Below are 22,817 nucleotides of genomic sequence, written 5' to 3' on the forward strand. Positions count from 1 at the left end.
GGCGGGTGCGGGAGGAGCAGTCGTGGTCAGCGCGCGCCCCGTCGTCACGGCCCTGCCGGCCTACAGACCCGGTCGCAACCCGGCCGATCTCGCCCGTGAGATCGGTGTCGAGCGGGCCGTGAAGCTGGCCAGCAACGAGGTCGCCTTCCCGCCGCTGCCGGCAGTGCTCGAGGCGATCGGGGCGACGGCGGGGGAGACGAACCGCTACCCCGACAACGGCGCCTCGGTGCTCACCGCCGCGCTGGCCGAGCGGTACGGCGTGCGGCCGGCCCAGGTGGCCACCGGCTGCGGCGCCGTCACGGTCTGCCAGCAGCTCGCCCAGGCCTACAACGACCCGGGCACCAGCCTCGCCTTCGCCTGGCGCTCCTTCGAGATGTACCCGCTGCTCGCGCAGGTGGCCGGTGCCCGCGACGTCCGGGTCCCGCTCGTCCCGGGCACCCCCGGTGGCCCGGCCGACACCCACGACCTGGACGGCCTGCTCGCCGCGATCGACGGCACCACCCGGCTGGTCTTCGTCTGCAACCCGAACAACCCCACCGGGACGGCGGTGCGCCGGGGCGAGCTGGAGCGCTTCCTCGACGCCGTCCCGGCCGGGACCCTCGTGGTGCTCGACGAGGCCTACCGGGAGTTCGTCACCGACCCCGATGTCCCGGACGGCCTGGAGCTGATGCGGGGCCGGCCCAACGTGGCCGTGCTGCGCACCTTCTCCAAGGCATGGGGGCTGGCCGGTCTGCGGGTGGGCTACCTGATCGCCGAGGATCCCGCGGTGGCCGAGGCGGTGCGCAAGACCCAGGTCCCGTTCAGCGTCTCCAGCCTCGCCCAGGCCGCTGCGGTGGCCGCGCTGGCCAGCGAGGCCGAGGTGCGGGAGCGGTGCGCCGCCGTCGTCGCCGAGCGCGCCCGGCTGACCGAGGCGGTGCGGGAGCGCGGCCTGCCGGTCGCCGACAGCCAGGCCAACTTCCTGTGGCTGCCGCTCGGTGGGCAGGCCGTCGAGATCGCCGCGCAGCTGGAGGCCCGCGCGGTCATCACCCGCCCCTTCGCCGGCGAGGGTGTCCGGGTCACCGTCGGCACGCCAGAGGAGGACGACGTCTTCCTGGCGGCCATCGATGAAGTCCTCGACACGGTGAGTGCCGACACGCCGTGGACCAGCGCGGCCGTCGGCAGGCCGGGAGCCTGAGCGTCCCGACCTGGGACGCGTGGTTCGATGGACGGCGTGCCTGCTCCCCGCGTGCTGTCCGGCATCCAGCCGACGGCGGACTCCTTCCACCTCGGCAACCTCCTGGGTGCGTTGCAGCAGTGGGTGTCCCTGCAGGAGGACCACGACGCCTTCTACTGCGTCGTCGACCTGCACGCCATCACCGCCGAGCAGCCCGATCCGGCGGTGCTGCGTCATCGCACCCTCGTGTCCGCCGCGCAGCTGCTGGCGCTCGGCGTCGACCCGGCCCGCAGCAAGCTGTTCGTGCAGAGCCACGTGCCCGAGCACGCCCAGCTGGCCTGGGTGCTGCAGTGCCTGACCGGCTTCGGTGAGGCCGGCCGGATGACCCAGTTCAAGGACAAGAGCAGCCGCGAGGGTGCCGGGACGACGTCGGTCGGGTTGTTCACCTACCCGGTCCTGCAGGCCGCCGACATCCTGCTCTACCAGGCGCACCGGGTGCCGGTCGGGGAGGACCAGCGGCAGCACCTCGAGCTCACCCGCGACCTGGCCAACCGCTTCAACGGCCGGTACGGCGACACCTTCACCGTCCCCGAGGCGTTCATCCCGCCGGGGGCGGCGAAGGTCCTCGACCTGCAGTCGCCGGACAAGAAGATGAGCAAGAGCCTGCCGCCGGCCGGCTGCATCAACCTGCTCGACGACCCGAAGGTCACCGCGAAGAAGATCCGCTCGGCGGTCACCGACACCGGCCGCGAGGTGGTCGCCGACCCGGTGGCGAAGCCGGGCGTCACCAACCTGCTGGGCATCCACGCGGCGCTGTCGGACCGGAGCATCACCGAGCTGCAGGAGCACTTCGCCGGCCGCGGCTACGGCGACCTGAAGAAGGAGCTCGCCGAGGTGGTCACCGACGCCCTGGCGCCGGTGCAGCAGCGCACCGCCGAGCTGATGGCCGACACCGCAGAGCTGGAGCGGGTGCTGGCCGACGGCGCCGCCCGGGCCCGTGAGGTCGCCTCGGCCACGCTGGCCACGGTCCACGACCGGATCGGGTTCCTGCCCCCGCCGGCCCTGGGCGCACCACGGTGACGAGCGGCGCCGGGCGCACCAACGAGGACACCTTCACGTTCGTCCCGCAGCGTGGTGTGCCGCCGGCACCCGCCGACACGGCCGTTCTCGGGGTGGTGGTGTCGGTACCCGAGCCGTGGGCGCAACTGCTGGTCGACTGGCGCGCCAAGGTCGGCGACCCGCAGGCCCGGCTGGTTCCGCCGCACGTGACCCTGCTGCCCCCGACCGAGGTCCGGGAATGCGACCGGGGCGCCATCAGCGAGCACCTGGCCGCGGTCGCCCGCCGGCACCCGCCCTTCGCCGTCCACCTGTCCGGCACCGGCACCTTCCGCCCGGTGTCCGAGGTGGTCTTCGTCGCCGTCGCCCTCGGCATCGCCGACTGCGAGCTGATCGCGAACGACGTCCGCACCGGGCCGCTCGCCCGGCCGCTGAACTTCCCGTACCACCCGCACGTGACCGTGGCCCACGACGTCTCCACCGAGATGCTGGACGTCGCCTACGCCGGGCTGTCCGAGCTGCACGCCGAGTTCCGGGTCGGCTCCTTCACCGAGTTCGAGCAGCAGCCCGACGGCGCCTGGGCCGTCGTGCGCGAGTACCCGCTCACCGGGCCGCCGCGCTGACCTGCGGTGGAGTCCGGCAGCCGCCACACTCGCACCGGTGAGCAATCCGGTCGTCCGTGCGAACGCCGCGGCGAAAGGGCTGCTGCACCGCCAGCGGGCGCGCCGTTCCTGGCTGGATCACCTGGTGCACGCCGGTGGTCACTACAACCGCGTGCAGGGCGATCTGCTGGCCTCCGGCGTCACGTACTACGTCTTCCTGGCGCTGTTCCCGGTGCTCCTGCTGCTGGCCTCGATCGCCGGCCTCGTGCTGCGCGGCGACCCGCTGCTGCAGGAGCAGCTGACCACCGCCGTCCGGGACGCGGTGCCCGGCTCCACCGGGGCCGACCTCGCCGAGCAGGTGACCGGGGCGATCTCCAGCGCGACGGCCTTCGGGTTGATCGGGCTCGCCGGGTTCCTCTTCGTCGGCCTCGGCGCGATGGACAAGGTCCGGGTCGGCATGGACATCGTCTGGCGCGGTCGGCCGGATCCTCCGGACTTCCTCGCCGACCGGCTCAAGGACCTGGTCGCACTGCTCGGCCTGGGTGCCGCCGGTGCGGCCAGCATCGCGCTGACCACCACCGCCACCACCGCCTCGTCCCGGTTGCTCGACCTGCTGGGCATCGCCGAGGTGCCCGGCTTCTTCCTGCTCACCGGCGGGGTGGCCATCGCCCTGGCGGTGGCCGGTGACGTGCTGGTCTTCCTCTGGCTGCTGAAGGGTGTGCCGGGCAACCCGTTCCGGATCCGGCAGCTGCTGCCCGGAGCGGTCTTCGGTGCGGTCGGCTTCGAGGTGCTGAAGCTGGTGGGGAACTGGTACCTGTCGATCATCGACAGCAACGTGACGGCCCAGGCGCTGGGCGGCATCGTCGGCGTCCTGGTGTGGATCAACGTGGTCGCCCGCTTCGCCTTCTACACCGCCTCCTGGACGGCGACCATCCCGGCGATCGAGCGTGCCCGCCTGGGGTGAGGGGGTCACGGACCCGGCGGGTGGCGGGGCGGCGGGCGCCTGACCGCCGCGTCCGGGTCGGGGCCGGCGCCCGGCGGCACCGGAGGGACGACCGGCACCGGGCGCAGGGCGCGCCGCCGTCCGATCACGGTCGCGACGATGATCACCACCGCGCCCGCGCCGAGGCCGATCGGCAGCAGCGGTGACTCCGCGGCCGGAGCGCTGCCGGCCGCGGCCGTCCCGGTCCCGGCGCTGCGGGTGGCGGCGGCCGCGGTGACGTCGGCGGCGGTGGCGTCGGCTGCGGTGGCGTCGGCTGCGGTGAGCGTGCCGTCCGCGGCCGGGACCGTCGAGGGCGGCTCCGCCGCGTCCTCCTCGCCGGGCTCCACCAGCCGGCCGGCGCCCGTCGCACCGGCGGGGACGGCGAACCCCCAGTCGAGCAGCCGCTCGGCCTGCTCGGGAGCGGGCACCGGCAGGCGCTCGGCCTGCATCAGGCTGACCACCAGTCGCCGCCCGTCCCGCTCGGCGGCCGCGACGAAGCTGTGCCGGGCGGCGTCGGTGAACCCGTTCTTGCCGCCCAGGGTGCCCGGGTACTCGGTCAGCAGGCTGTTCTGGTTCTGGATCTGGTAGCCCTCGGTGAGGCCGGGGACCGGCGGCATCTGCGCGGTCGGCGTCTGCAGCACCGCGCGCGTTCCCGGGTCGGCGACCAGTTCGCGGATGAACAGCGCCAGGTCGTAGGGCGAGGAGGACTGCCCGGCGACGTCCAGCCCCGAGGGGGTGCCGGCCACGGTGTCGAAGGCCCGCAGCCGCCGCGCCGTGGCGTTCATCGCGGCCAGCGTCGACTCCATCCCGCCGGCCGCCCGGGCCAGGGCGTTGGCAGCGTCGTTCCCCGACTGCATCATCAGCGCCTGGAACAGCAGGGACACCGGGTACTGCCCGCCGCGGACCAGCCCGACCCGGCTGCCCTCGGTGTTCTCGTCCTCGGCGGTGCCCTCCACCACGAGGGCGGGGTCCAGCACCGGGGCGAGGGTGAGCAGGGTCAGCGTCTTGAGCGTGCTGGCCGGGTAGTAGCGGCCGTGCGGGTCCCGGGCGCCCAGGACGGCGCCGGTGCCGACGTCGGCGACCAGCCAGCCGCGGGCGTCGATGCCCTCGGGCAGGGGTGGCGCCCCGGGCACGGTGACCAGCCCGCGGGTGTCGAGCACCTCGCCGCCGACCGTGCTGCCGTCCGGGGCGCTGCCCTGCGGTGGCGGGCCCGCCGACGGCGCGGTCGGGGTCGGCGCCGCGGGGTCGACCGTGGGGCGGGGGGCCTCGGCCAGCGCCGGCGACGCCGTGCCGAGGAGCAGGAGCGCACCGGCCAGCGCTGCGGCCAGCCGGGCGCGGGTGGGCAGCCGGCGCATGGACCGACACGCTAACCGGTGCGCCGGGTCCGGACGGGAGGCGGCACGGCTCGGCCCGGGGTGGCGCGGTGGACTCGGCGCAGGGGCGCCGGTGCGGGGCAGGTGGTGCGGCGAGGCAACGATCCGGCATCGGTACCAGACCGGAGGGGGCCGTGGCAGCGGACGCGCGGTTAGCGTGCCGGAGTCACCGCCGCCTGGCCGGGCCGCCTCAGCGCGAACTGCCGGACGGTGTGCGGATCCGCGATCGACCCGGAACACCCACTGGGGCGAGGGCGACGCTCGTCGTCCGGCGCCCTCTGAGAGAGGAGACCGTCTTGCGCCGTGTGCGTGGGATGAAGGCAGCGGCCCTGCTGCTGGCCGGCAGCTTGGCCCTCGCGGCCTGTGCCAGCGACGAGCCCGAGGCCGGCGGTGGCAACGGCGGCGGCAGCAGCGCCGAGGAGCTGAAGATCGGTCTCGCGTTCGACACCGGCGGCCTCGGTGACAAGTCGTTCAACGACTCCGCCTACGCCGGCGCCGAGGCGGCCGTCGAGGCGCTCGGCGGCACCGTCGAGGAGAACCTCCAGACGCTGTCCCCGAACGACGACGCCTCCAACCGGGCGGAGCTCCTCACCCAGCTCGCCCAGCAGGGCTTCGACCCGGTGCTGGCCGTGGGGTTCAACTACGACGAGGTCATCGGCGACGTCGCCGCCGACTTCCCGGACACCACCTTCGCCCAGGTCGACGGCGCCAACAGCGACGGCTCGAAGGGTGAGAACGTCACCGGCCTGCTGTTCGCCGAGGAGCAGGGCTCTTTCCTCGCCGGGGTCGCCGCCGCGTCGAAGACCGAGACCGACCACATCGGTTTCGTCGGTGGCGTGGAGAGCCCGCTGATCGAGAAGTTCGAGGCGGGCTACGTCGCGGGCGCCAAGGCGGTCAACCCGGACATCGTCGTGGACGTCTCCTACCTGTCGCCGGCCGGTGACTTCAGCGGCTTCGGTGACCCGCAGAAGGGCAAGCTGGTCGCCCAGGGGATGTACCAGAACGGTGCGGACATCGTCTTCCACGCCGCCGGTGGCTCCGGGGTGGGCGTCTTCGAGGCCGCGGTCGAGGCCGGCAAGCGCGCCATCGGCGTCGACTCCGACCAGTACCTGACCGCTCCGCCGGATCAGCAGGCCGTGATCATGACCTCGATGCTCAAGCGGGTCGACAACGCGGTGGAGGAGTTCATCACCGCCTACGCCGACGGCTCGGTCGAGGGCGGCACGGACGTGGTCTACGACCTGGAGTCCGAGGGTGTCGGCCTGTCGACCTCCGGTGGCTACATCGACGACATCCAGGCCACGATCGACGAGTACCGCCAGAAGATCATCGACGGCGAGATCACGGTTCCCACGACCCCGTGACCCACCGGTCCTGAGCACCACCGGACGGCGGCGGGCCCGGGCGGTACACACCGCCCGGGCCCGCCGCTTTCCGTGTGTACCGTCTCGACGTCGGAGAGGACGCCGAGGAGCGGCCCCCGGACCGGGCGACCTCCGCACCCGGCGGCTCGCCGAACCCGTGCGACACCCACCGCACCGGCCCCGAGGAGACCCCGTTGAACGAGCCGGCACCGCTGGCGGTCGAGCTGCGCGGCATCACCAAGCGCTTCCCGGGTGTGGTGGCCAACCGGGACATCGCACTGCGGGTGCGGCGCGGTGAGGTGCACGCCATCGTCGGTGAGAACGGCGCCGGCAAGTCGACGTTGATGAAGACGCTCTACGGCATGCACCGGCCCGACGAGGGCGAGATCCTGCTCGACGGGAAGCCGGTCACCCTGCGCAGCCCCTCCGACGCCATCGCCGCGGGTATCGGCATGGTCCACCAGCACTTCATGCTCGCCGACAACTTCACCGTGCTGGAGAACGTCGTGCTGGGCAGCGAGCCGACCCGGGGTGGCCGGCTGGACCGCACCACGGCCCGCCGCCGCATCCGCGAGATCTCCGACAGCTACGCGCTGGGTCTCGACCCCGACACCCTGGTCGAGGAGCTGGGTGTCGGCGACCGGCAGCGGGTGGAGATCGCCAAGGTGCTCTACCGCGGGGCCCGCACGCTCATCCTCGACGAACCCACGGCCGTGCTGGTGCCCCAGGAGGTCGACGAGCTGTTCGGCAACCTGGCCGAGCTCAAGCGCGAGGGCCTCACCGTCATCTTCATCTCCCACAAGCTGGACGAGGTCCGCCGGGTCGCCGACGCGATCACCGTGATCCGCCGCGGCACCACCGTGGGCACCGCCGACCCGCGGACGACGACGGCCGGGCAGCTGGCCGAGCTGATGGTCGGTGCGGAGCTGCCCACCCCGCAGAAGCGCGACTCCACGGTCCGCGACACCCCGGTGCTGGAGCTGCGCGGCCTGACCGTGGTCGCGGGCGGCCGGTCCGTGGTGGACGACGTCTCGCTGACCGTCCGCGAGGGCGAGGTGGTGGGCATCGCCGGCGTCGAGGGCAACGGCCAGGCCGAGCTCGTCGACGCGATCATGGGCTTGCGCCCGCCCACGTCCGGCGCCGTCGCGCTGGCCGGTGCGGACATCAGCGGCTGGAGCACCCGGCGCCGCCGGGAGGAGGGGCTGGGCTTCATCCCCGAGGACCGCCACCGGCAGGGGATACTGCTGGAGGCGCCGCTCTGGGAGAACCGGATCCTGGGCCACCAGACCCGCCCACCGTCGGTGAAGGGCCTGTTCATCGATCGCAAGGGCGCCCGGCAGGACACCGACCGGATCATGCGCGAGTACGACGTCCGCGCGCCCGGCCCGGACACCCTCGCCCTCGCCCTCTCCGGCGGGAACCAGCAGAAGCTGATCGTCGGCCGGGAGATGAGCGCCCGGCCCCGGCTGCTGATCGCCGCCCATCCGACCCGCGGCGTCGACGTCGGTGCCCAGTCGGTCATCTGGGAGCTGCTCAAGGACGCGCGCGCGGAGGGGATGGGGATCGTGCTGGTCTCGGCCGACCTCGACGAGCTCATCGGCCTCTCGGACACGCTGCACGTGATGCTCCGCGGGGCTCTGGTCGCCACCCTCGACCCGGCGCGGCTGACTCCCGAGGAACTCGGCGGGCACATGACCGGCGCCCGCGAGGTGGACGCGTGACGGCCCTCCGCCGGATCGGTCCGGCGCTCCTCGCGCCGCTGCTGGCCATCGTCACCGCGCTGGTGATCTCCGGCCTGGTCATCGTCCTCATCGGCGAGAGCCCGTTCGCCGCCCTGCGCGTCATGCTCGACTTCGGGGACACCCCGGCCCAGCAGACGCAGGCGATCGTGGTGATCGTCAACCGGGCGATCCCGCTGTTCCTGGCCGGGCTGGCCGTCTCGGTCGCCTTCCGGATGGGGCTGTTCAACATCGGCGTGGAGGGGCAGTACCGGCTGGCCACCATCGTGGCCGCCGCGGCGGGTGCCGCCGTCGCGCTGCCCGGGCCGTTGCACGTGCTGTTGATCATCGTGGTCGCGATGGTCGTGGGGGCGCTGTGGGCCGGCATCGTCGCGGTGCTCAAGGTGACCCGGGGCGTGAGCGAGGTGATCAGTTCGATCATGCTCAACTTCATCGCCCTGGGACTGGCGTCCTACCTGCTGACCGGCCCGCTGCGGGGCAGCCCGCCGGGCGCCTCCATCATCACCACCGCGGAGATCCCCGAATCCGGCTGGGTCCCCGGGCTGAACGGGCTGCTCACCGGCGTCGGGCTGGCCGAGCCGCGGACCGAGATGTACGGCTTCCTGCTGGTCGCGGTCGTCGCCGGCCTGATGGTCTCGGTGCTGATCAAGCGCACCCGCTTCGGGTTCGACCTGCGCGCCACCGGCCTGTCGCCCTCCGCCGCGACCGCCAGCGGGGTCGACGCCCGGGGCATGGTCCTGAAGACGATGCTCATCTCCGGGGCGGTCGCCGGGCTGATCGGACTGCCGGACCTGCTGGGCACCTCGCACCACTACGGCACGGAGTTCACCACCGGGCTGGGTTTCCTCGGCATCGCGGTGGCGCTGCTGGGCCGCAACAGCCCCCTGGGGATCGCCCTGGCCGCGCTGCTGTTCGGGTTCCTGGACCGGGCCGCCATCCCGCTGCAGTTCGAGGGCATCCCCGCCTCGGTGGTCACGATCATCCAGGGCACGATCGTGCTGGCCGTGGTCATCGCCAACCAGGTGGCCCGGCAGATCACCCGCCGGCAGGCCGAGCGGGGCAGCGCGCAGGCCGTCGCGCCGCCGTCCACCGGGAACGGCAGCACCGGCGGGGGACAGCGCCCCGGTGGCGGGCCGCCGCCCGACGACGGACCGACCACCGGCATCGGAACCGGTACCGGCGTCCGCAACGCGTCCGGCGACGCGCGTCAGGGGGCAGGGGCATGAGCACGGCGACCGTCCCACCCTCGGCCGGCGCCGGCCGCGGCCGGCTCACCGAGCGGCTGCTCGGTGGCAACCGCGCCCGCCGCCTGGTCTACGTGCTCGTCGGGCTGCTGGTGCTGCTGTCCGCGGTCCGGGTGATCTCGGGTGAGCAGGCCCTGACGTCGTCCTCGACGTTCAGCGCCGCGCTGCTGCTGGCCGTGCCGCTGGCGCTGGTGGCTCTGGGCGGGTTGTTCTCCGAACGTGCCGGCGTGGTCAACATCGGCCTCGAGGGCATGATGGTCCTGGGCACCTGGGGTGCCGGCTGGGCCGGCTACCAGTGGGGCTGGGCCGGAGCGCTCATCGGCGGCGCGGTGTTCGGCGCGCTCGGGGGCCTGGTGCACGCCGTCGCCACGGTGACCTTCGGGGTCGACCACGTGGTCTCCGGGGTGGCGATCAACATCCTCGCCGAGGGCGTCGTGCGGTTCCTCTCCGAACTGGTCTACACCGACAACCCGGCCGGTGGCGGGGTGACCCAGTCGCCGGCGCTGGCCAGCCGACCACCGGACTTCTCCCTGCCGGTGCTGTCCTCCGGGCCCGATCTGCTCGGGGACCTGGAATCCCGGCACTGGTTCCTGCTGTCGGACCTGGCCGGGCTGCTGCGGGGCGTCACCAACGACGTGGGCGTGCTCACCGTGCTGGCCGTGCTGCTCATCCCGGCGACCTACCTCCTGCTGTGGCGCACGGCGTTCGGGCTGCGGCTGCGCTCCTGCGGGGAGAACCCGGCGGCGGCGGACTCCCTCGGCGTGCCGGTGTACCGGCTGAAGTACATCGCCGTGCTGATCTCCGGCGCGCTCGCCGGCCTCGGCGGGGTGTTCCTCGTGTTCGTGGCCAACATCTACCGCGAGGGGCAGACCGGTGGCCGCGGCTTCATCGGCCTCGCCGCGCTGATCTTCGGCAACTGGCGGCCGGGCGGGCTGGCCGCCGGCGCCGGGCTGTTCGGCTTCGCCGACGCACTCCAGCTGCGCAGCCGGGAGGCGGTGGTCGCGCTGCTGCTGCTGATCGCGGTGCTGCTGATCGGGGTGGCCGTCTGGCAGGCCACCCGCCGGAAGCTGGTGCAGGCGGTGCTGGCCGCGGCCTTCGCCGCCGGCGGGCTGGTCGGCTTCCTGACCATCGACGAGCTCCCCGAGGGCATCGTCTCCTTCACTCCGCACCTGATCACGCTGCTGGTGCTGTCGCTGGCCTCCCAGCGATTGCGCATGCCGAAGGCCGACGGGCTGGTCTACCGACGAGGGGAGAACTAGTGAGCGCCGCATGAGCGAGCCCATCAGCGCAGTGGACGTCGACTGGCACGCGCTGCGGGCGGCCGCGCGGGAGGCGATGACCCACGCCTACGCGCCGTACTCCCGCTTCCCGGTGGGCGTGGCCGGGCTGGTGGACGACGGCCGGGTGGTCACCGGCTGCAACGTGGAGAACGCCTCCTACGGCCTCGGGCTGTGCGCCGAGTGCGGCATGGTCAGCGACCTGGCGCGCAGCGGCGGCGGGCGGCTGGTCGCGGTGGCCTGCGTCGGTGGCGACGGCCGGCCGTTGATGCCGTGCGGGCGGTGCCGGCAGCTGCTGTGGGAGCACGGCGGCCCGGCGATGCTGATCGAGACGGTGTCCCTCGGCATCGTGCCGATGCGCGAGGTGCTGCCCGACGCCTTCGGGCCCGAGGACCTGCTCGCCGCGGCCCGCGGGAACGACCAGGGAACCCGATGAGCGCGCCGTTCGACGCGATCGACGTCATCCGGGCCAAGCGGGACGGCGTCCCCCTCACCGCCGACCAGATCCGCTGGGTGATCGGGGCGTACACCGCCGGCGCCGTTCCCGACGAGCAGATGAGCGCCCTGCTCATGGCGGTCTTCTTCCGGGGCATGGACGGCGACGAGCTCGCCGTCTGGACCCAGGCCATGATCGACTCCGGCGTCCGCAAGGACCTGTCGTCGCTGGGCCGGCCGACCGCCGACAAGCACTCGACCGGCGGCGTCGGCGACAAGATCACGCTGCCGCTCGCGCCGCTGGTCGCCGCCTGCGGGGTGGCCGTGCCGCAGCTGTCCGGCCGCGGGCTGGGGCACACCGGGGGCACGCTGGACAAGCTCGAGGCCATCCCCGGCTGGCGGGCCGAGGTGCACGACGAGGCCTACCTGCGTCAGCTGCGCGAGGTAGGCGCCGTCATCTGCGCGGCCGGGTCGGACCTCGCGCCGGCGGACAAGGCGCTCTACGCGCTGCGCGACGTCACCGGCACCGTCGAGTCGATCCCGCTGATCGCCAGCTCGATCATGAGCAAGAAGATCGCCGAGGGCGCCGACGCCCTGGTGCTGGACGTCAAGACCGGGTCCGGGGCGTTCATGAAGCAGCCCGACCTGTCCCGCGAGCTGGCCCGGACCATGGTCGGGCTGGGCGAGGCGGCGGGGGTGCGCACCGTGGCCCTGGTCACCGCGATGGACCGGCCGCTGGGCCGGGCCGCCGGCAACGCCGTCGAGGTGGCCGAGTCGGTGGAGGTGCTGGCCGGCGGCGGGCCGGCCGACGTCGTCGAGCTGACCCTGGCGCTGGCCCGCGAGATGCTGGCCGGGGTCGGGCGCGACGACGTCGACCCGGCCGACGCGCTCGCCGACGGCCGGGCGATGGACGTGTGGCGGGCGATGATCGCCGCCCAGGGCGGCGACCCGGACGCCGCGCTGCCGCAGCCGGCCGAGCGGCACGTGGTTCCCGCGCCGGCCACCGGCACGCTCACCCGGCTGGACGCCTACGCGCTCGGCGTGGCCGCGTGGCGGCTGGGCGCCGGCCGGGCGCGCAAGGAGGATTCGGTCTCGGCCGCGGCCGGCGTGATCTGGCACGCCGGGGTGGGCGACCAGGTCACCGCCGGGCAGCCGCTGCTGGAGCTGCAGACCGACGACGCCGGCCGCATCCCGCGGGCCCTGGCGGCGCTGGAGGGCGCGGTCGGCGTCGACACCGACGACGAGTCGCTGCCGCTGGTGCTGGACCGCATCGAGGCGTGAGGAAGGACCCCCTCGCCCCCCACCAATCGCAGGCTCGCGGCGGGACCCTGCGAGGGGGCCACAGGCAGGTGGAGGAGACTGTCGGCTCGTGAGCCGTCCGTCGACCGTGTCAGCGCCTGCCGTCACCCCGCTGGACCCCGATGCCGCGATCAGCATCCGCGGCCTGGTGAAGAGCTACGGCGACCGCAACGCCGTCGACGGGGTGGACCTCGACATCCGGCGCGGGGAGATCTTCGCGCTGCTCGGCCCCAACGGCGCCGGCAAGACGACGACCGTTGAGGTGCTCGAGGGGTACCGCCGGCGCGACGGCGGCGACGTCCAGGTGCTGGGCGTCGACCCGGCGACCGGCGGGCGGCGCTGGAAGGCCGACATCGGCATCGTGCTGCAGTCCGGGGCCGGTGACAGCCAGCTGACCTGCCTGGAGCTGCTGCGGGCCCAGGCGTCCTACTACGCCGACCCGCGGGACCCGGCCGAGGTGCTCGAGCTCGTGGGGCTCACCGAGAAGGCCGGGGCGCGCGGCCGGAGCCTGTCCGGCGGGCAGCGCCGCCGGCTGGACGTCGCGCTGGGCATCGTCGGCCGCCCCCGGCTGCTGTTCCTGGACGAGCCGACCACCGGGTTCGACCCGGAGGCGCGCCGCCAGTTCTGGTCGCTGATCCGGTCGCTGCGCGACCTCGGGACGACGATGCTGCTGACCACCCACTACCTGGACGAGGCCGAGGAGCTGGCCGACCGGGTGGGGGTCATCGCCCGCGGCCGGCTGGTCGAGGTCGCCGTGCCCGCCGAGCTCGGTGGGCGCGGCTCGGCCCCGGCGGTGGTCACCTGGACCGAGCACGGCGTGCGGCGCACCGCCGAGACCGCCACCCCGACGGGGTTCGTCGGTGAACTGGCCACCCGGTTCCCGGGCGAGGTGCCCGACCTCGCGGTCGCCCGGCCGACCCTGGAAGACGTGTACCTGCGGATGATCGGGGAGGACCTCTCATGACCGCGGTGACCGGGCGGGTGCTGCCGTCGGTGGCGAGCGTCTGCCGCACCCGCGCCGGGGTGGAGCTCAAGGAGTTCTTCCGGCAGCGGGAGTCCGTCGTCTTCACGCTGATGTTCCCGGTGATCCTGCTGCTGGTCTTCGGGGCGGTGCTCGACTACGACCTGGGCAGCGGGGTCTCGTTCACCCAGTACTTCATGGCCGGGGTGATCGCCGCCGGGATCCTCGGGGCCAGCCTGCAGAACATGGCGATCAGCATCGCCACCGAGCGCTCGGACGGCACCCTGAAGGGCCTGGCCGGCACCCCGATGCCGAAGAGCGCCTTCTTCGTGGGCAAGGTGGTCCAGGTCCTCGTCGTCACGGTGGCGATCGTGGTGATCCTGCTGGCCATCGGCACGGTGTTCTACGACATCGCGCTGCCCACAGGCAGCGAGTGGCTGACCTTCGCCTGGGTCGCCGCGCTGGGTTCGGCGGCCTGCACGCTGTTGGGCATCGCCATCTCCAGTCTGGCCCGCAACGGCCGGTCGGCCTCGGCCACGGTCACTCCTGTCGCGCTGGTGCTGCAGTTCATCTCCGGTGTCTTCTTCCAGTTCAGCGAGGTCCCGACCTGGCTGCAGACGGTGGCCGCGTTGTTCCCGCTGAAGTGGATGGCCCAGGGCCTGCGGTCGGTGTTCCTGCCCGACGCACTCGCCGCCCAGGAACCGGCCGGCAGCTGGGAGCTGGGCCGGGTCGCGCTGGTGCTGGGCATCTGGTGCGTCGTCGGGCTGGTGCTGTGCGTGCGGACCTTCCGGTGGCAGGACTGAGCGGTGCACGCCGTCGCCCTCCGGACGACACCGCCGCCAGGTGCCGTGCCCGGTTGGCGTTGAGCCGTTTCCCGCGTCCGCGGCGGGAGCCCTCCGGGCCCCGCGCCTTGGCCACGGAGCCCGTTCCGGGCGGTGCCGTGCCCGGTTTGCGCTGAGCCGCTGCCCGCGTCTCCGTCGGGAGCCTCCGGCCCCGCGACGTCGCCACGGAACGCCCTTGCGGGCGTGCCGTGTGGTGCCGTAGCAACGGTCAGTACCGTTCGTCCGTGCCTGCTCCGCTCAACGCCGCCTCTCTCGCCGCCGCGCCCAAGGTGCTGCTGCACGACCACCTGGACGGCGGGCTGCGGCCGCGGACGATCCTCGAGCTGGCCGACGAGGCGGGCTACCGCGAGCTGCCCACCGCCGACCCCGACGAGCTCGGCCGCTGGTTCCGGGCCTCGGCGGACTCCGGCTCGCTGGACCGCTACCTGCTCACGTTCGCCCACACGGTGGCGGTGATGCAGCGGCCCGAGGCGGTGCAGCGGGTCGCCCGCGAGTGCGCCCTCGACCTGGCCGCCGACGGTGTCGTCTATGCCGAGGTGCGCATGGCGCCGGAGCTGCTCACGGCCATGCCCCTGGACACCGCCGTCGAGGCGATGCTCGACGGGTACGCGCAGGGCAGCCGGGAGGCCGCGGCGGCCGGCCGACCGATCGTCGTCGGCACGCTGCTGTGCGCGATGCGCCAGACCGACCGCTGGGTGGAGGTGGCCGAGGCCGTCGTCCGGCACCGGGACGCCGGCGTGGTCGGCTTCGACCTCGCCGGCCCGGAGGACGGCTTCCCACCCGACCGCATCCCCGAGGCCATCGCCGTGCTGGACCGGGCAGGGGCGCACCGCACGGTGCACGCGGGGGAGGCCGCCGGCATCCCCTCGATCCGGGCGGCGCTGGACGGCGCCCGGGCGGAGCGGTTCGGCCACGGCGTGCGGATCGCCGACGAGGTGGGCGGGGACGGCGGCCTCGGCGCGGTCGCGCAGCGGGTGCTGGACGAGCAGGTGCCGCTGGAGATCGCCCCGTCGTCCAACGTGCAGACCGGCGCCTACCCCTCGCTGGCCGCGCACCCGGTCGACCGCCTGCACCGGATCGGCTTCGCGGTCACGGTCAACACCGACAACCGGCTGATGAGCGGGGTGTCGGCCACCAGCGAGCTGGCCGATGTGGCGGCGACGTTCCACTGGGGCTGGAACGACGTCCAGACGGTGACCGAGCGGGCGCTGGCCGGGGCATTCGTCGACGCCGACGTGCGGGCGCGGCTGCTGGCCGACGTCGTCCGCCCGGGGTACGCGGCCCTCCGGAACTGACGCCGGGGGAGCAGTGACGCCGCACACCTCCGGTGGGGGAATCATGTGGGGCCCGGCGCTGCTAATCTGGACGTACCGGCGAATGTCGGTCATCCTCCCGGACGGTCCTGTCCGGGCACATGCGCATCCGTGCAGATCACGCGTCACTGCAGACGCCGCCGATCTCCAGTGAAGACGCCGGGCACCCGGCGCCAGCATCACCACGGGACGCGCGCCGATCTGTATCGGAGTCCCCGCTTGTCATCGTTCGACTCTGTCGACGCCCAGTTCATCGCTCAGAACACCACCGAGGCCCGCACCTCCGCGGCCGTTCCCGCCGAGGCGCCCGCCGTCGAGGTCGCCCCGGAGCCCACGGGCCCGAGCTTCGCCCAGCTGGGCCTGCCCCAGCCGCTGGTCACCGCGCTGGAGCGCAAGGGGATCAGCCACCCGTTCGCCATCCAGACCGTCGCCCTGCCCGACGCCCTCGCCGGGCGCGACGTGCTGGGCAAGGCGGCCACCGGGTCGGGCAAGACGCTGGCCTTCGGCCTGCCGCTGCTCGCCCGCCTCGGTGCCGAGCCCGGCCAGGGCCGGCGCAACCCCCGCGGGCTGATCCTGGTCCCGACCCGGGAGCTCGCGCAGCAGGTGCACGACGCGCTGGCCCCCCTCGGCCAGTCCATCGGCGTCCAGTTGGCCGCGGTGTACGGCGGTGCCTCGATGTACCGCCAGATCCAGCAGCTGCGCCGTGGTGTGGACGTCGTCATCGCCACCCCGGGCCGGCTGCAGGACCTGATCAACCAGCGTGAGTGCTCGCTGGACGAGGTCAGCCTGTCGGTCATCGACGAGGCCGATTTCATGTCCGACCTCGGCTTCCTGCCGGTGGTCAAGGAGCTGCTCGACCAGACCCGCAACGACGGTCAGCGTCTGCTCTTCTCGGCCACGCTGGACGGCGAGGTCGACAGCCTGGTCCGTCGCTACCTCAAGGACCCGGCCCGGCACTCGGTGGTCACCGCCGCCGACTCCGCGCCGCCGGCCGAGCACCTGGCCTACAGCGTGTCCTTCCCGGACAAGCTGAAGGTCACCGAGGCGATGGCCGCCCGCCCGGGCCGGATCATCATCTTCGTGCGCACCCAGCACGGCGCCGACCGGCTGGCCGACAACCTGCAGCGCGTCGGCATCGCCGCCGAGCCCATCCACGGCGGCCTGCCGCAGGCGGCCCGCCGCCGCGCGCTGGAGGCGTTCACCGACGCCCGCAGCCCGGTGCTGGTCGCCACCGACGTCGCCGCCCGCGGCATCCACGTCGACGACGTCTCGCTGGTCCTGCACTACGACCCGCCGGCAGACCACAAGACCTACCTGCACCGCTCCGGCCGTACCGCCCGGGCCGGCGCCGCGGGTGTCGTGGTCTCCCTGCTGCTGCCCGACCAGGTGGGACAGGCCAAGCGCCGGTTCCGCCAGGCCGCCATCGACACCCCGGTGACGCGGATCCGTCCGGGCGACGCCCCGGTCGCGGAGCTCGTCGCCGGCGGCACGTTCGTCGAGCCGGTCGTGCGTCCGGTGCGCGAGTCGCGCCGGCCCGCGGGCGCCGGTGGTCCGGGTGTCCGTCGTCCCCGTCGGGACGGTGACCGCCCCGGCGGCTACGGCAGCGGCCCGCGCCGTCCCTCCGGCGACCGCGATCGCACGTACGGAGACCGCCCCACGGGCGAGCGCTCCTACGGCGACCGGGATCGCACCGGCGGCGAGCGCACCTTCAGCGACCGCGATCGCTCGTACGGAAGCCGCCCCTCGGGTGAGCGTTCCTACGGCGACCGGGATCGCGCCCCGGCCGGGGGTCGCTCCGGCGGCTACCGCGGGGGCCAGGGGTCCGGCGGTCGCCCGCCGCGCCCCGCGCGCTCCTTCTGACGGCACGGCACCACGGCAACGGCCGGCCCCCGCACTGCGGGGGCCGGCCGTTGGCCGTTCCGGCCCCGCTGCAGGGTCCCGCCGCGAGCGTGCGAGTGGTGGGGGGCAGTCAGGCCCCGTCCAGGGCACCGCCCTGAGCTTGCGAAGGGTGGGTGGGACGGGGTCCTTCTTCAGTCGCGGAAGACCAGCGCCGTGCCGACCTCGGTGACGACCTCGTCCCAGGCGCCGACCAGGACGGCGGCGTCCTCGGCGCGCAGCGACGCGGTGGGCTCGGCCTCCGCGCGGGTGACCGCCTGCCCCAGTGGTGCGCCGGGAGCCAGCAGGCCCTCGACCCGCGTCAGCCCGGCGTACTCCGCCAGGTCCCGGGCGCCCTCGACCGGCTGCAGCAGGGACCGGTGCTGTACCAGGCCGCCCGCGCCGTCGGCCACCTCGCCCAGCACGTCGGCCAGTTCGGTGAGGTCATAGCGGTCCTGGTCGGCCGGCAGCGGCAGGGTGTCGGTGTCGGCGACCTCCGGCCACGAGGCGATCTCGGTGAGATCGTGCGGTTCGTCGCCGGCGCAGAAGCGGGCGAGCTCCGCCGGGGTGGCGAACAGGAACACCTCGCCGTCGCGGCCCAGGAAGCGTGCCCGGTCCTCCACGTAGCAGCGCAGGGTGAGCCCGGCGCCCTCCGGCACGACCAGCTCGACCGGCAGGATGCCGACGGCCTCCCAGAACTCCTGCGCCGCGGCGACTGCGGTGGGGCTGGCGGAGAGCCGGCTGGCGCCCCGGATGGTGCTGGTACCCCCGGCGGCCGCGTCGGCCGGTACGGCCGAGGGAGCGCCGCCGGCCGGCCGGGCCACGCCCCGCGCGGCCGCGGTGTCGACCATCTCGATGTCGTCGTCCTCGTCGTCCTCGTCGTCGTCCCCGCGGGACAGCGCGCTGCGCGCCTCGGCCTCCTCGGCCGCCGACGGGTAGGCCGCGACCGTGACGGTGCCCGCCCCGGTCCAGTCGAGGTGCTCGTCGAGCTCCTCGAGCACGTCCTCCCAGAGCTCGTCGACGGCGGTGCCCAGCCGGGACCAGCTCTCCTCGCCGTCGCGGCCGACGAAGGCGTCGACGCCCAGGCCCAGCGCGGCCACCTCGGGGCGGGCGACCAGGTCGGCGACCGACTCGAAGGTGCTGTCGTCCTCGTCGTCCTCGTCGTCGTCCTCGTCGTCGCTGGTGTCGCAGCAGTCGGCCAGCCGGCCGACGATGTCCAGGACGGCGGCCAGCTCGTCGACGGCCCAGCGGTCGGGCGCCTCGGCGACGATGTCGTAGACCCCGTCGAGGTCGTAGCGGTGGTCCTCGTCGGGCGTGAGGTCGGCCGGGCCGAGGCCGGTGACGACCGGCCACACCGGGTGGTCGGCCAGGTCGTGGTCGGTGTTGACCCGGCAGAACGCGGCGAGTGCGGAGACCGACGGGAAGAGGTGGACCCGCGCGACGGGTCCGTTCTCGGCGTCCTCGTCGGTGCTGCCGAGGAACGCCTGCCACTCCTCGCCGTCCTCCTCCCAGGGCGGCGCCCAGAGCGTGTAGCCCGTGCGGTCGTCGAGGGTGAGGGCGATGGGGACGATGCTGGGCCTGGCCACCCGCCCATCCTGCCCGGTCTGCCCGGAAGCTCGCAGGCCGGTTCCGGTCCTGCTGTTCACACGCCGATCGGGTGCCACACCGACTTGGTCTCCAGGAACGGCGTCATCCGGGTCAGCCCCGGGTCGGCGGTCCAGTCCGGCTCCTCGGCCGCCGCCCGCAGCACCCGCTTGACCGTGCCGGCGGCCGATCGCTCCAGCTCCATGGCGAGCCCCCCGGCGGTGGTGCCGGCCAGGTCGATGCCGTCGACGTCGGCGTGCTCGGCCAGCCAGGGGCCGATCTCCGCGGCGTCCCCGGTGAGCAGGTTGACCACCCCGCCGGGGACGTCGGAGGTGGCCAGCACCTCACCGAGGGTGACGGCCGGCAGCGGCCGGTCCTTCGACGTGACGACGACGGCGGTGTTGCCGCCGGCCAGCACCGGGCCGAGCACGCTGACCAGGCCGAGCAGCGAGCTGCGCTGCGGGGCGAGGACGGCGACCACCCCGGTCGGCTCGGGCGTCGAGAAGCCGAAGTACGGCCCGGCGACCGGGTTGCTGCTGCCCAGCACGGCGGCGAGCTTGTCGGTCCAGCCCGCGTACCAGACCCACCGGTCGATCGCGGCATCCACGGCGGCCCGCGCCCGGGTGGCCGACAGGCCCTCGCCGGCGGCGACCTCCTCGGCGAACTGGGCCGCACGGCCCTCCATCACCTCCGCCACCCGGTAGAGCACCTGGCCGCGGTTGTAGGCGGTGGCGCCCGACCACTTCCAGAAGGCGCCGCGGGCGGCGACGACGGCGTCCCGGGCATCCTTGCGGGAGGCCCGGGCGGCGTTGGCCAGGAAGTGCCCCTTGGTGTCGTGCACCTCGTACGTGCGGCCGGACTCCGAGCGGGGGAAGGCGCCACCCAGGTACAGCTTGTAGGTCTTGCGCACGGGAAGCCGGTCGGTGCTCACTGCTCAGCTCCCTTGAGGTAGGCCGCCAGGCCTTGCCGGCCGCCCTCGCGGCCGTAGCCGGACTGCTTGTAGCCGCCGAACGGCGAGGTCGGGTCGAACTCGTTGAAGGTGTTGGCCCACACGACGCCGGCCCGCAGCTGGTCGGTGATCGCCAGGATGCGCGATCCCTTCTCCGACCAGACCCCCGCGGACAGGCCGTAGGTGGTGTTGTTGGCCTTCGCGACGGCCTCGTCGGGAGTGCGGAAGGTCAGCACCGACAGCACCGGGCCGAACACCTCGTCGCGGGCGATCCGGTGGGCGGGGGAGACATCGGTGAAGACGGTGGGCTTGAACCAGAATCCGCGGTCGGGCAGCTCGCCGTCCGGCTGCCAGCGGTGCGCGCCCTCCGCCTCGCCGACGTCCACCAGCTCCCGGATCCGTTCCAGCTGCTCGGCGGAGTTGATCGCGCCGAGATCGGTGTTCTTGTCCAGCGGGTCGCCGACCCGCAGGGTGCCGATCCGGCGCTGCAGCGAGGCCACCACCTCGTCGTGCACCGACTCCTGCACCAGCAGCCGGGAGCCGGCGCAGCACACGTGGCCCTGGTTGAAGAAGATGCCGCGCACGATGCCCTCGACGGCCTGGTCGACCGGGGCGTCGTCGAAGACGATGTTCGCCGCCTTGCCGCCGAGTTCCAGGGTCAGCCGCTTGTGCGTTCCGGCGACGGCCCGGGCGATCGACTGGCCGACCGCGGTGGAGCCGGTGAAGGCCACCTTGTCGACGTCCGGGTGGTTGATCACGGCCCGGCCGGTGTCGCCGGCACCGGTCACGATGTTCACCACGCCCGGCGGGAGATCGGCCTGCTGGCACACCTCGGCGAACAGCAGCGCGGTCAGCGGGGTGGTCTCGGCCGGCTTGAGGACGACGGTGTTGCCGGTGGCCAGCGCCGGGGCGATCTTCCACGCCAGCATGAGCAGCGGGAAGTTCCAGGGGATGACCTGCCCGGCCACGCCCAGCGGCCGCGGGGCCGGCCCGAGGCCCGCGTGCTCGAGCTTGTCGGCCCAGCCGGCGTGGTAGAAGAAGTGCGCCGCGGCGAGCGGGACGTCGACGTCCCGGGACTCGCGGATCGGCTTGCCGTTGTCCAGGGACTCCAGGACGGCGAACTCGCGGGCGCGTTCCTGCAGCAGCCGGGCGATGCGGAACAGGTACTTGCCGCGGTCGGCCGGCCGCATGGGGCCCCACGCCCGGGTGAACGCCCGCCGGGCGGCGCGCACCGCCCGGTCGACGTCGGCCTCGCTGCCGGTGGCGACCTCGGCGAGCACCTCCTCGGTGGCCGGGTTGAGGGTTTTCATCGGAGCGCCGGTGCCGTCGGTGAACTCGCCGTCGACGAACAGCCCGTAGCTGGGCTTCAGGTCGAGGATCGAGCGGGACTCGGGGGCCGGGGCGTACTCGAACGGGCTGGTCATCGGTCAGTCCACCGATACGTGGTCGGGGCCGCTGTAGTGCCCGGTGCGGAGCTTCTGCCGCTGCAGGAGCAGGTCGTTGAGCAGGCTGGAGGCGCCGAACCGGAACCAGTCGGGGGACAGCCAGTCGGCGCCGGCGGTCTCGTTGATGAGCACCAGGTGCTTGACGGCGTCCTTCGTCGTCCGGATGCCGCCGGCGGGCTTGACGCCGACCTGCCGGCCGGTGGCGGCGCGGAAGTCGCGGACCGCCTCGAGCATCACCAGGCAGACCGGCAGGGTGGCCGCGGGGGAGACCTTGCCGGTGGAGGTCTTGATGAAGTCGCCGCCGGCGAGCATCGCCAGCCAGGAGGCGCGGCGGACGTTGTCCAGGGTGACCAGCTCGCCGGTCTCCAGGATGACCTTGAGGTGCGCGGACCCCCCTTCTCGGCGCGTGCAGACCTCCTTGACGGCGACGATCTCCTCGAACACGTCGAGGTAGCGGCCGGCCAGGAACGCGCCGCGGTCGATGACCATGTCGATCTCGTCGGCGCCGTTCGCGACGGCGTCCCGGACGTCGGCGAGCTTGACCGCCCGGCTCGCCCGGCCGCTGGGGAAGGCGGTGGCGACGGCGGCGACGTTGATGCCGGTGCCGGCCAGCGCATCCTTCGCGATCCCGGCCAGGTCGCCGTAGACGCACACCGCGGCGACCGACGGGCAGGTCAGGTCCGCCGGGTCGGGGCGGCGGGCCTTGGCGGCCAGGCTGCGGACCTTGCCGGGGGTGTCCGACCCCTCCAGCGTGGTCAGGTCGACCATCGAGATCGCGGTGTCGATCGCCCAGGCCTTGGCCGTCGTCTTGATCGAGCGGGTGCCGAGCACCTTCGCGCGCGCCTCGGCGCCGACCTGGTCGACCCCGGGCAGGCCGTGCAGGAAGGCGCGGAAGGCGGCGTCCGAGCGGGTGACGTCGGCGAACGGCTCCAGCGGCGCGGGGACCGGTCGGCTCTCGCGCGACAGCGCGTCGGGGTCGAGCACATGGGTCATGGCAGGCATTCTCCACTGCTCACCGACACTCCTGGCCGGCTTCTCCACCGAAGGGGGCAGCCCCGGCCCGCGCACGTGCCCGGAGAGGCTGGCGACGGCGCGTGGCGGTCGCGTAACAAGGCGCTGACCTGCTATTTCAGCTTGTGCAGGGCTTTGCCTGGCGGTATGCTTCGAACATCAGTTCGAATGCCGCGGGAGGTGTCATGGGTGAGTTGACCTCGGCCCTGGACGCGCTGGCGGCCGATGATCTGAAGCCGATGTTCGGCCCGCAGCTGTTGGATCGTGCCGCGGAGTTGCTGGCCGCGAAGAACCGGATCGATGCCGAGCTGGC

At 73.7% G+C, this 22,817-nt stretch carries 19 protein-coding genes; 14 read left to right on the forward strand and 5 right to left on the reverse strand.

What is annotated here, in order from left to right:
* Nucleotides 1-22 precede the first annotated feature (22 nt).
* The 4 genes from hisC to ACYVG5_RS20360 are packed head-to-tail and all read left to right on the forward strand — an operon-like array spanning nt 23 to nt 3,775.
* Nucleotides 23-1,174, forward strand: a complete 1,152-nt coding sequence (gene hisC, locus ACYVG5_RS20345) for a histidinol-phosphate transaminase (RefSeq protein ID WP_460683493.1) — start codon at nt 23-25, stop codon at nt 1,172-1,174.
* A 36-nt stretch (nt 1,175-1,210) separates the two neighbouring features.
* Nucleotides 1,211-2,233 (forward strand): tryptophan--tRNA ligase, encoded by a 1,023-nt coding sequence (gene trpS / locus ACYVG5_RS20350; protein ID WP_460683494.1) that lies wholly within the window; start codon nt 1,211-1,213, stop codon nt 2,231-2,233.
* Nucleotides 2,230-2,832 carry a 2'-5' RNA ligase family protein gene (locus ACYVG5_RS20355; RefSeq protein ID WP_222050471.1) on the forward strand — a complete coding sequence of 201 codons (603 nt, stop codon included), beginning with the start codon at nt 2,230-2,232 and terminating at the stop codon, nt 2,830-2,832. The genes trpS and ACYVG5_RS20355 overlap by 4 nt, the downstream gene beginning before the upstream one ends.
* A 37-nt stretch (nt 2,833-2,869) precedes the next feature.
* Complete coding sequence (locus ACYVG5_RS20360; protein WP_222050470.1) at nt 2,870-3,775, forward strand: YihY/virulence factor BrkB family protein; 906 nt, start codon at nt 2,870-2,872, stop codon at nt 3,773-3,775.
* 5 nt (nt 3,776-3,780) lie between these two features.
* Here ACYVG5_RS20360 and ACYVG5_RS20365 read toward each other — a convergent pair whose 3' ends face one another.
* Nucleotides 3,781-5,148 (reverse strand): D-alanyl-D-alanine carboxypeptidase family protein, encoded by a 1,368-nt coding sequence (locus tag ACYVG5_RS20365; protein ID WP_222050469.1) that lies wholly within the window; start codon nt 5,146-5,148, stop codon nt 3,781-3,783.
* A gap of 323 nt (nt 5,149-5,471) precedes the next feature.
* Here ACYVG5_RS20365 and ACYVG5_RS20370 point away from each other — a divergent pair, with 323 nt between their 5' ends.
* The 10 genes from ACYVG5_RS20370 (at nt 5,472) to ACYVG5_RS20415 (ending at nt 17,500) form a co-directional block, all read left to right on the forward strand.
* Nucleotides 5,472-6,530, forward strand: a complete 1,059-nt coding sequence (locus ACYVG5_RS20370) for a BMP family lipoprotein (RefSeq protein ID WP_460683496.1) — start codon at nt 5,472-5,474, stop codon at nt 6,528-6,530.
* A 194-nt stretch (nt 6,531-6,724) separates the two neighbouring features.
* Entirely contained in the window at nt 6,725-8,251 is a 1,527-nt protein-coding gene (locus ACYVG5_RS20375; protein WP_222050488.1) for an ABC transporter ATP-binding protein, read from the forward strand.
* Nucleotides 8,248-9,495, forward strand: coding sequence for an ABC transporter permease (locus ACYVG5_RS20380; RefSeq protein ID WP_222050468.1), 1,248 nt, complete (start codon nt 8,248-8,250; stop codon nt 9,493-9,495). The genes ACYVG5_RS20375 and ACYVG5_RS20380 overlap by 4 nt, the downstream gene beginning before the upstream one ends.
* Nucleotides 9,492-10,772 (forward strand): ABC transporter permease, encoded by a 1,281-nt coding sequence (locus ACYVG5_RS20385; protein WP_222050467.1) that lies wholly within the window; start codon nt 9,492-9,494, stop codon nt 10,770-10,772. The genes ACYVG5_RS20380 and ACYVG5_RS20385 overlap by 4 nt, the downstream gene beginning before the upstream one ends.
* Nucleotides 10,773-10,782: 10 nt before the next feature.
* Entirely contained in the window at nt 10,783-11,226 is a 444-nt protein-coding gene (locus ACYVG5_RS20390) for a cytidine deaminase (protein WP_246631060.1), read from the forward strand.
* Nucleotides 11,223-12,506, forward strand: a complete 1,284-nt coding sequence (locus tag ACYVG5_RS20395) for a thymidine phosphorylase (protein ID WP_222050466.1) — start codon at nt 11,223-11,225, stop codon at nt 12,504-12,506. The genes ACYVG5_RS20390 and ACYVG5_RS20395 overlap by 4 nt, the downstream gene beginning before the upstream one ends.
* 88 nt (nt 12,507-12,594) lie before the next feature.
* Nucleotides 12,595-13,488, forward strand: a complete 894-nt coding sequence (locus ACYVG5_RS20400; protein WP_460683495.1) for an ABC transporter ATP-binding protein — start codon at nt 12,595-12,597, stop codon at nt 13,486-13,488.
* A complete protein-coding gene (locus ACYVG5_RS20405) occupies nt 13,485-14,288 on the forward strand; it encodes an ABC transporter permease (RefSeq protein ID WP_222050465.1) in 804 nt (267 codons plus the stop codon). The genes ACYVG5_RS20400 and ACYVG5_RS20405 overlap by 4 nt, the downstream gene beginning before the upstream one ends.
* Before the next feature lie 263 nt (nt 14,289-14,551).
* Nucleotides 14,552-15,622 (forward strand): adenosine deaminase, encoded by a 1,071-nt coding sequence (locus ACYVG5_RS20410; RefSeq protein WP_222050464.1) that lies wholly within the window; start codon nt 14,552-14,554, stop codon nt 15,620-15,622.
* Nucleotides 15,623-15,859: 237 nt separating this feature from the next.
* On the forward strand, nt 15,860-17,500 hold the full coding sequence (locus tag ACYVG5_RS20415) for a DEAD/DEAH box helicase (protein WP_222050463.1): 1,641 nt from the start codon (nt 15,860-15,862) through the stop codon (nt 17,498-17,500).
* Between the two features lie 170 nt (nt 17,501-17,670).
* Here the strand turns inward: ACYVG5_RS20415 and ACYVG5_RS20420 are convergent, their stop codons facing one another.
* The 4 genes from ACYVG5_RS20420 to deoC are packed head-to-tail and all read right to left on the reverse strand — an operon-like array spanning nt 17,671 to nt 22,486.
* Entirely contained in the window at nt 17,671-19,101 is a 1,431-nt protein-coding gene (locus tag ACYVG5_RS20420; protein ID WP_222050462.1) for a hypothetical protein, read from the reverse strand.
* A 56-nt stretch (nt 19,102-19,157) separates the two neighbouring features.
* Nucleotides 19,158-20,030, reverse strand: a complete 873-nt coding sequence (locus tag ACYVG5_RS20425) for an aldehyde dehydrogenase family protein (protein WP_222050461.1) — start codon at nt 20,028-20,030, stop codon at nt 19,158-19,160.
* The gene (locus ACYVG5_RS20430) at nt 20,027-21,472 is read right to left on the reverse strand and encodes an aldehyde dehydrogenase family protein (RefSeq protein ID WP_222050460.1); all 1,446 of its coding nucleotides are present in this window, start codon (nt 21,470-21,472) and stop codon (nt 20,027-20,029) included. Before ACYVG5_RS20430 ends, ACYVG5_RS20425 begins: the two co-directional genes overlap by 4 nt.
* Nucleotides 21,473-21,475: 3 nt before the next feature.
* Entirely contained in the window at nt 21,476-22,486 is a 1,011-nt protein-coding gene (gene deoC / locus ACYVG5_RS20435; RefSeq protein WP_222050459.1) for a deoxyribose-phosphate aldolase, read from the reverse strand.
* Nucleotides 22,487-22,817: the final 331 nt, after the last annotated feature.

Source organism: Modestobacter lapidis, from assembly GCF_054780755.1.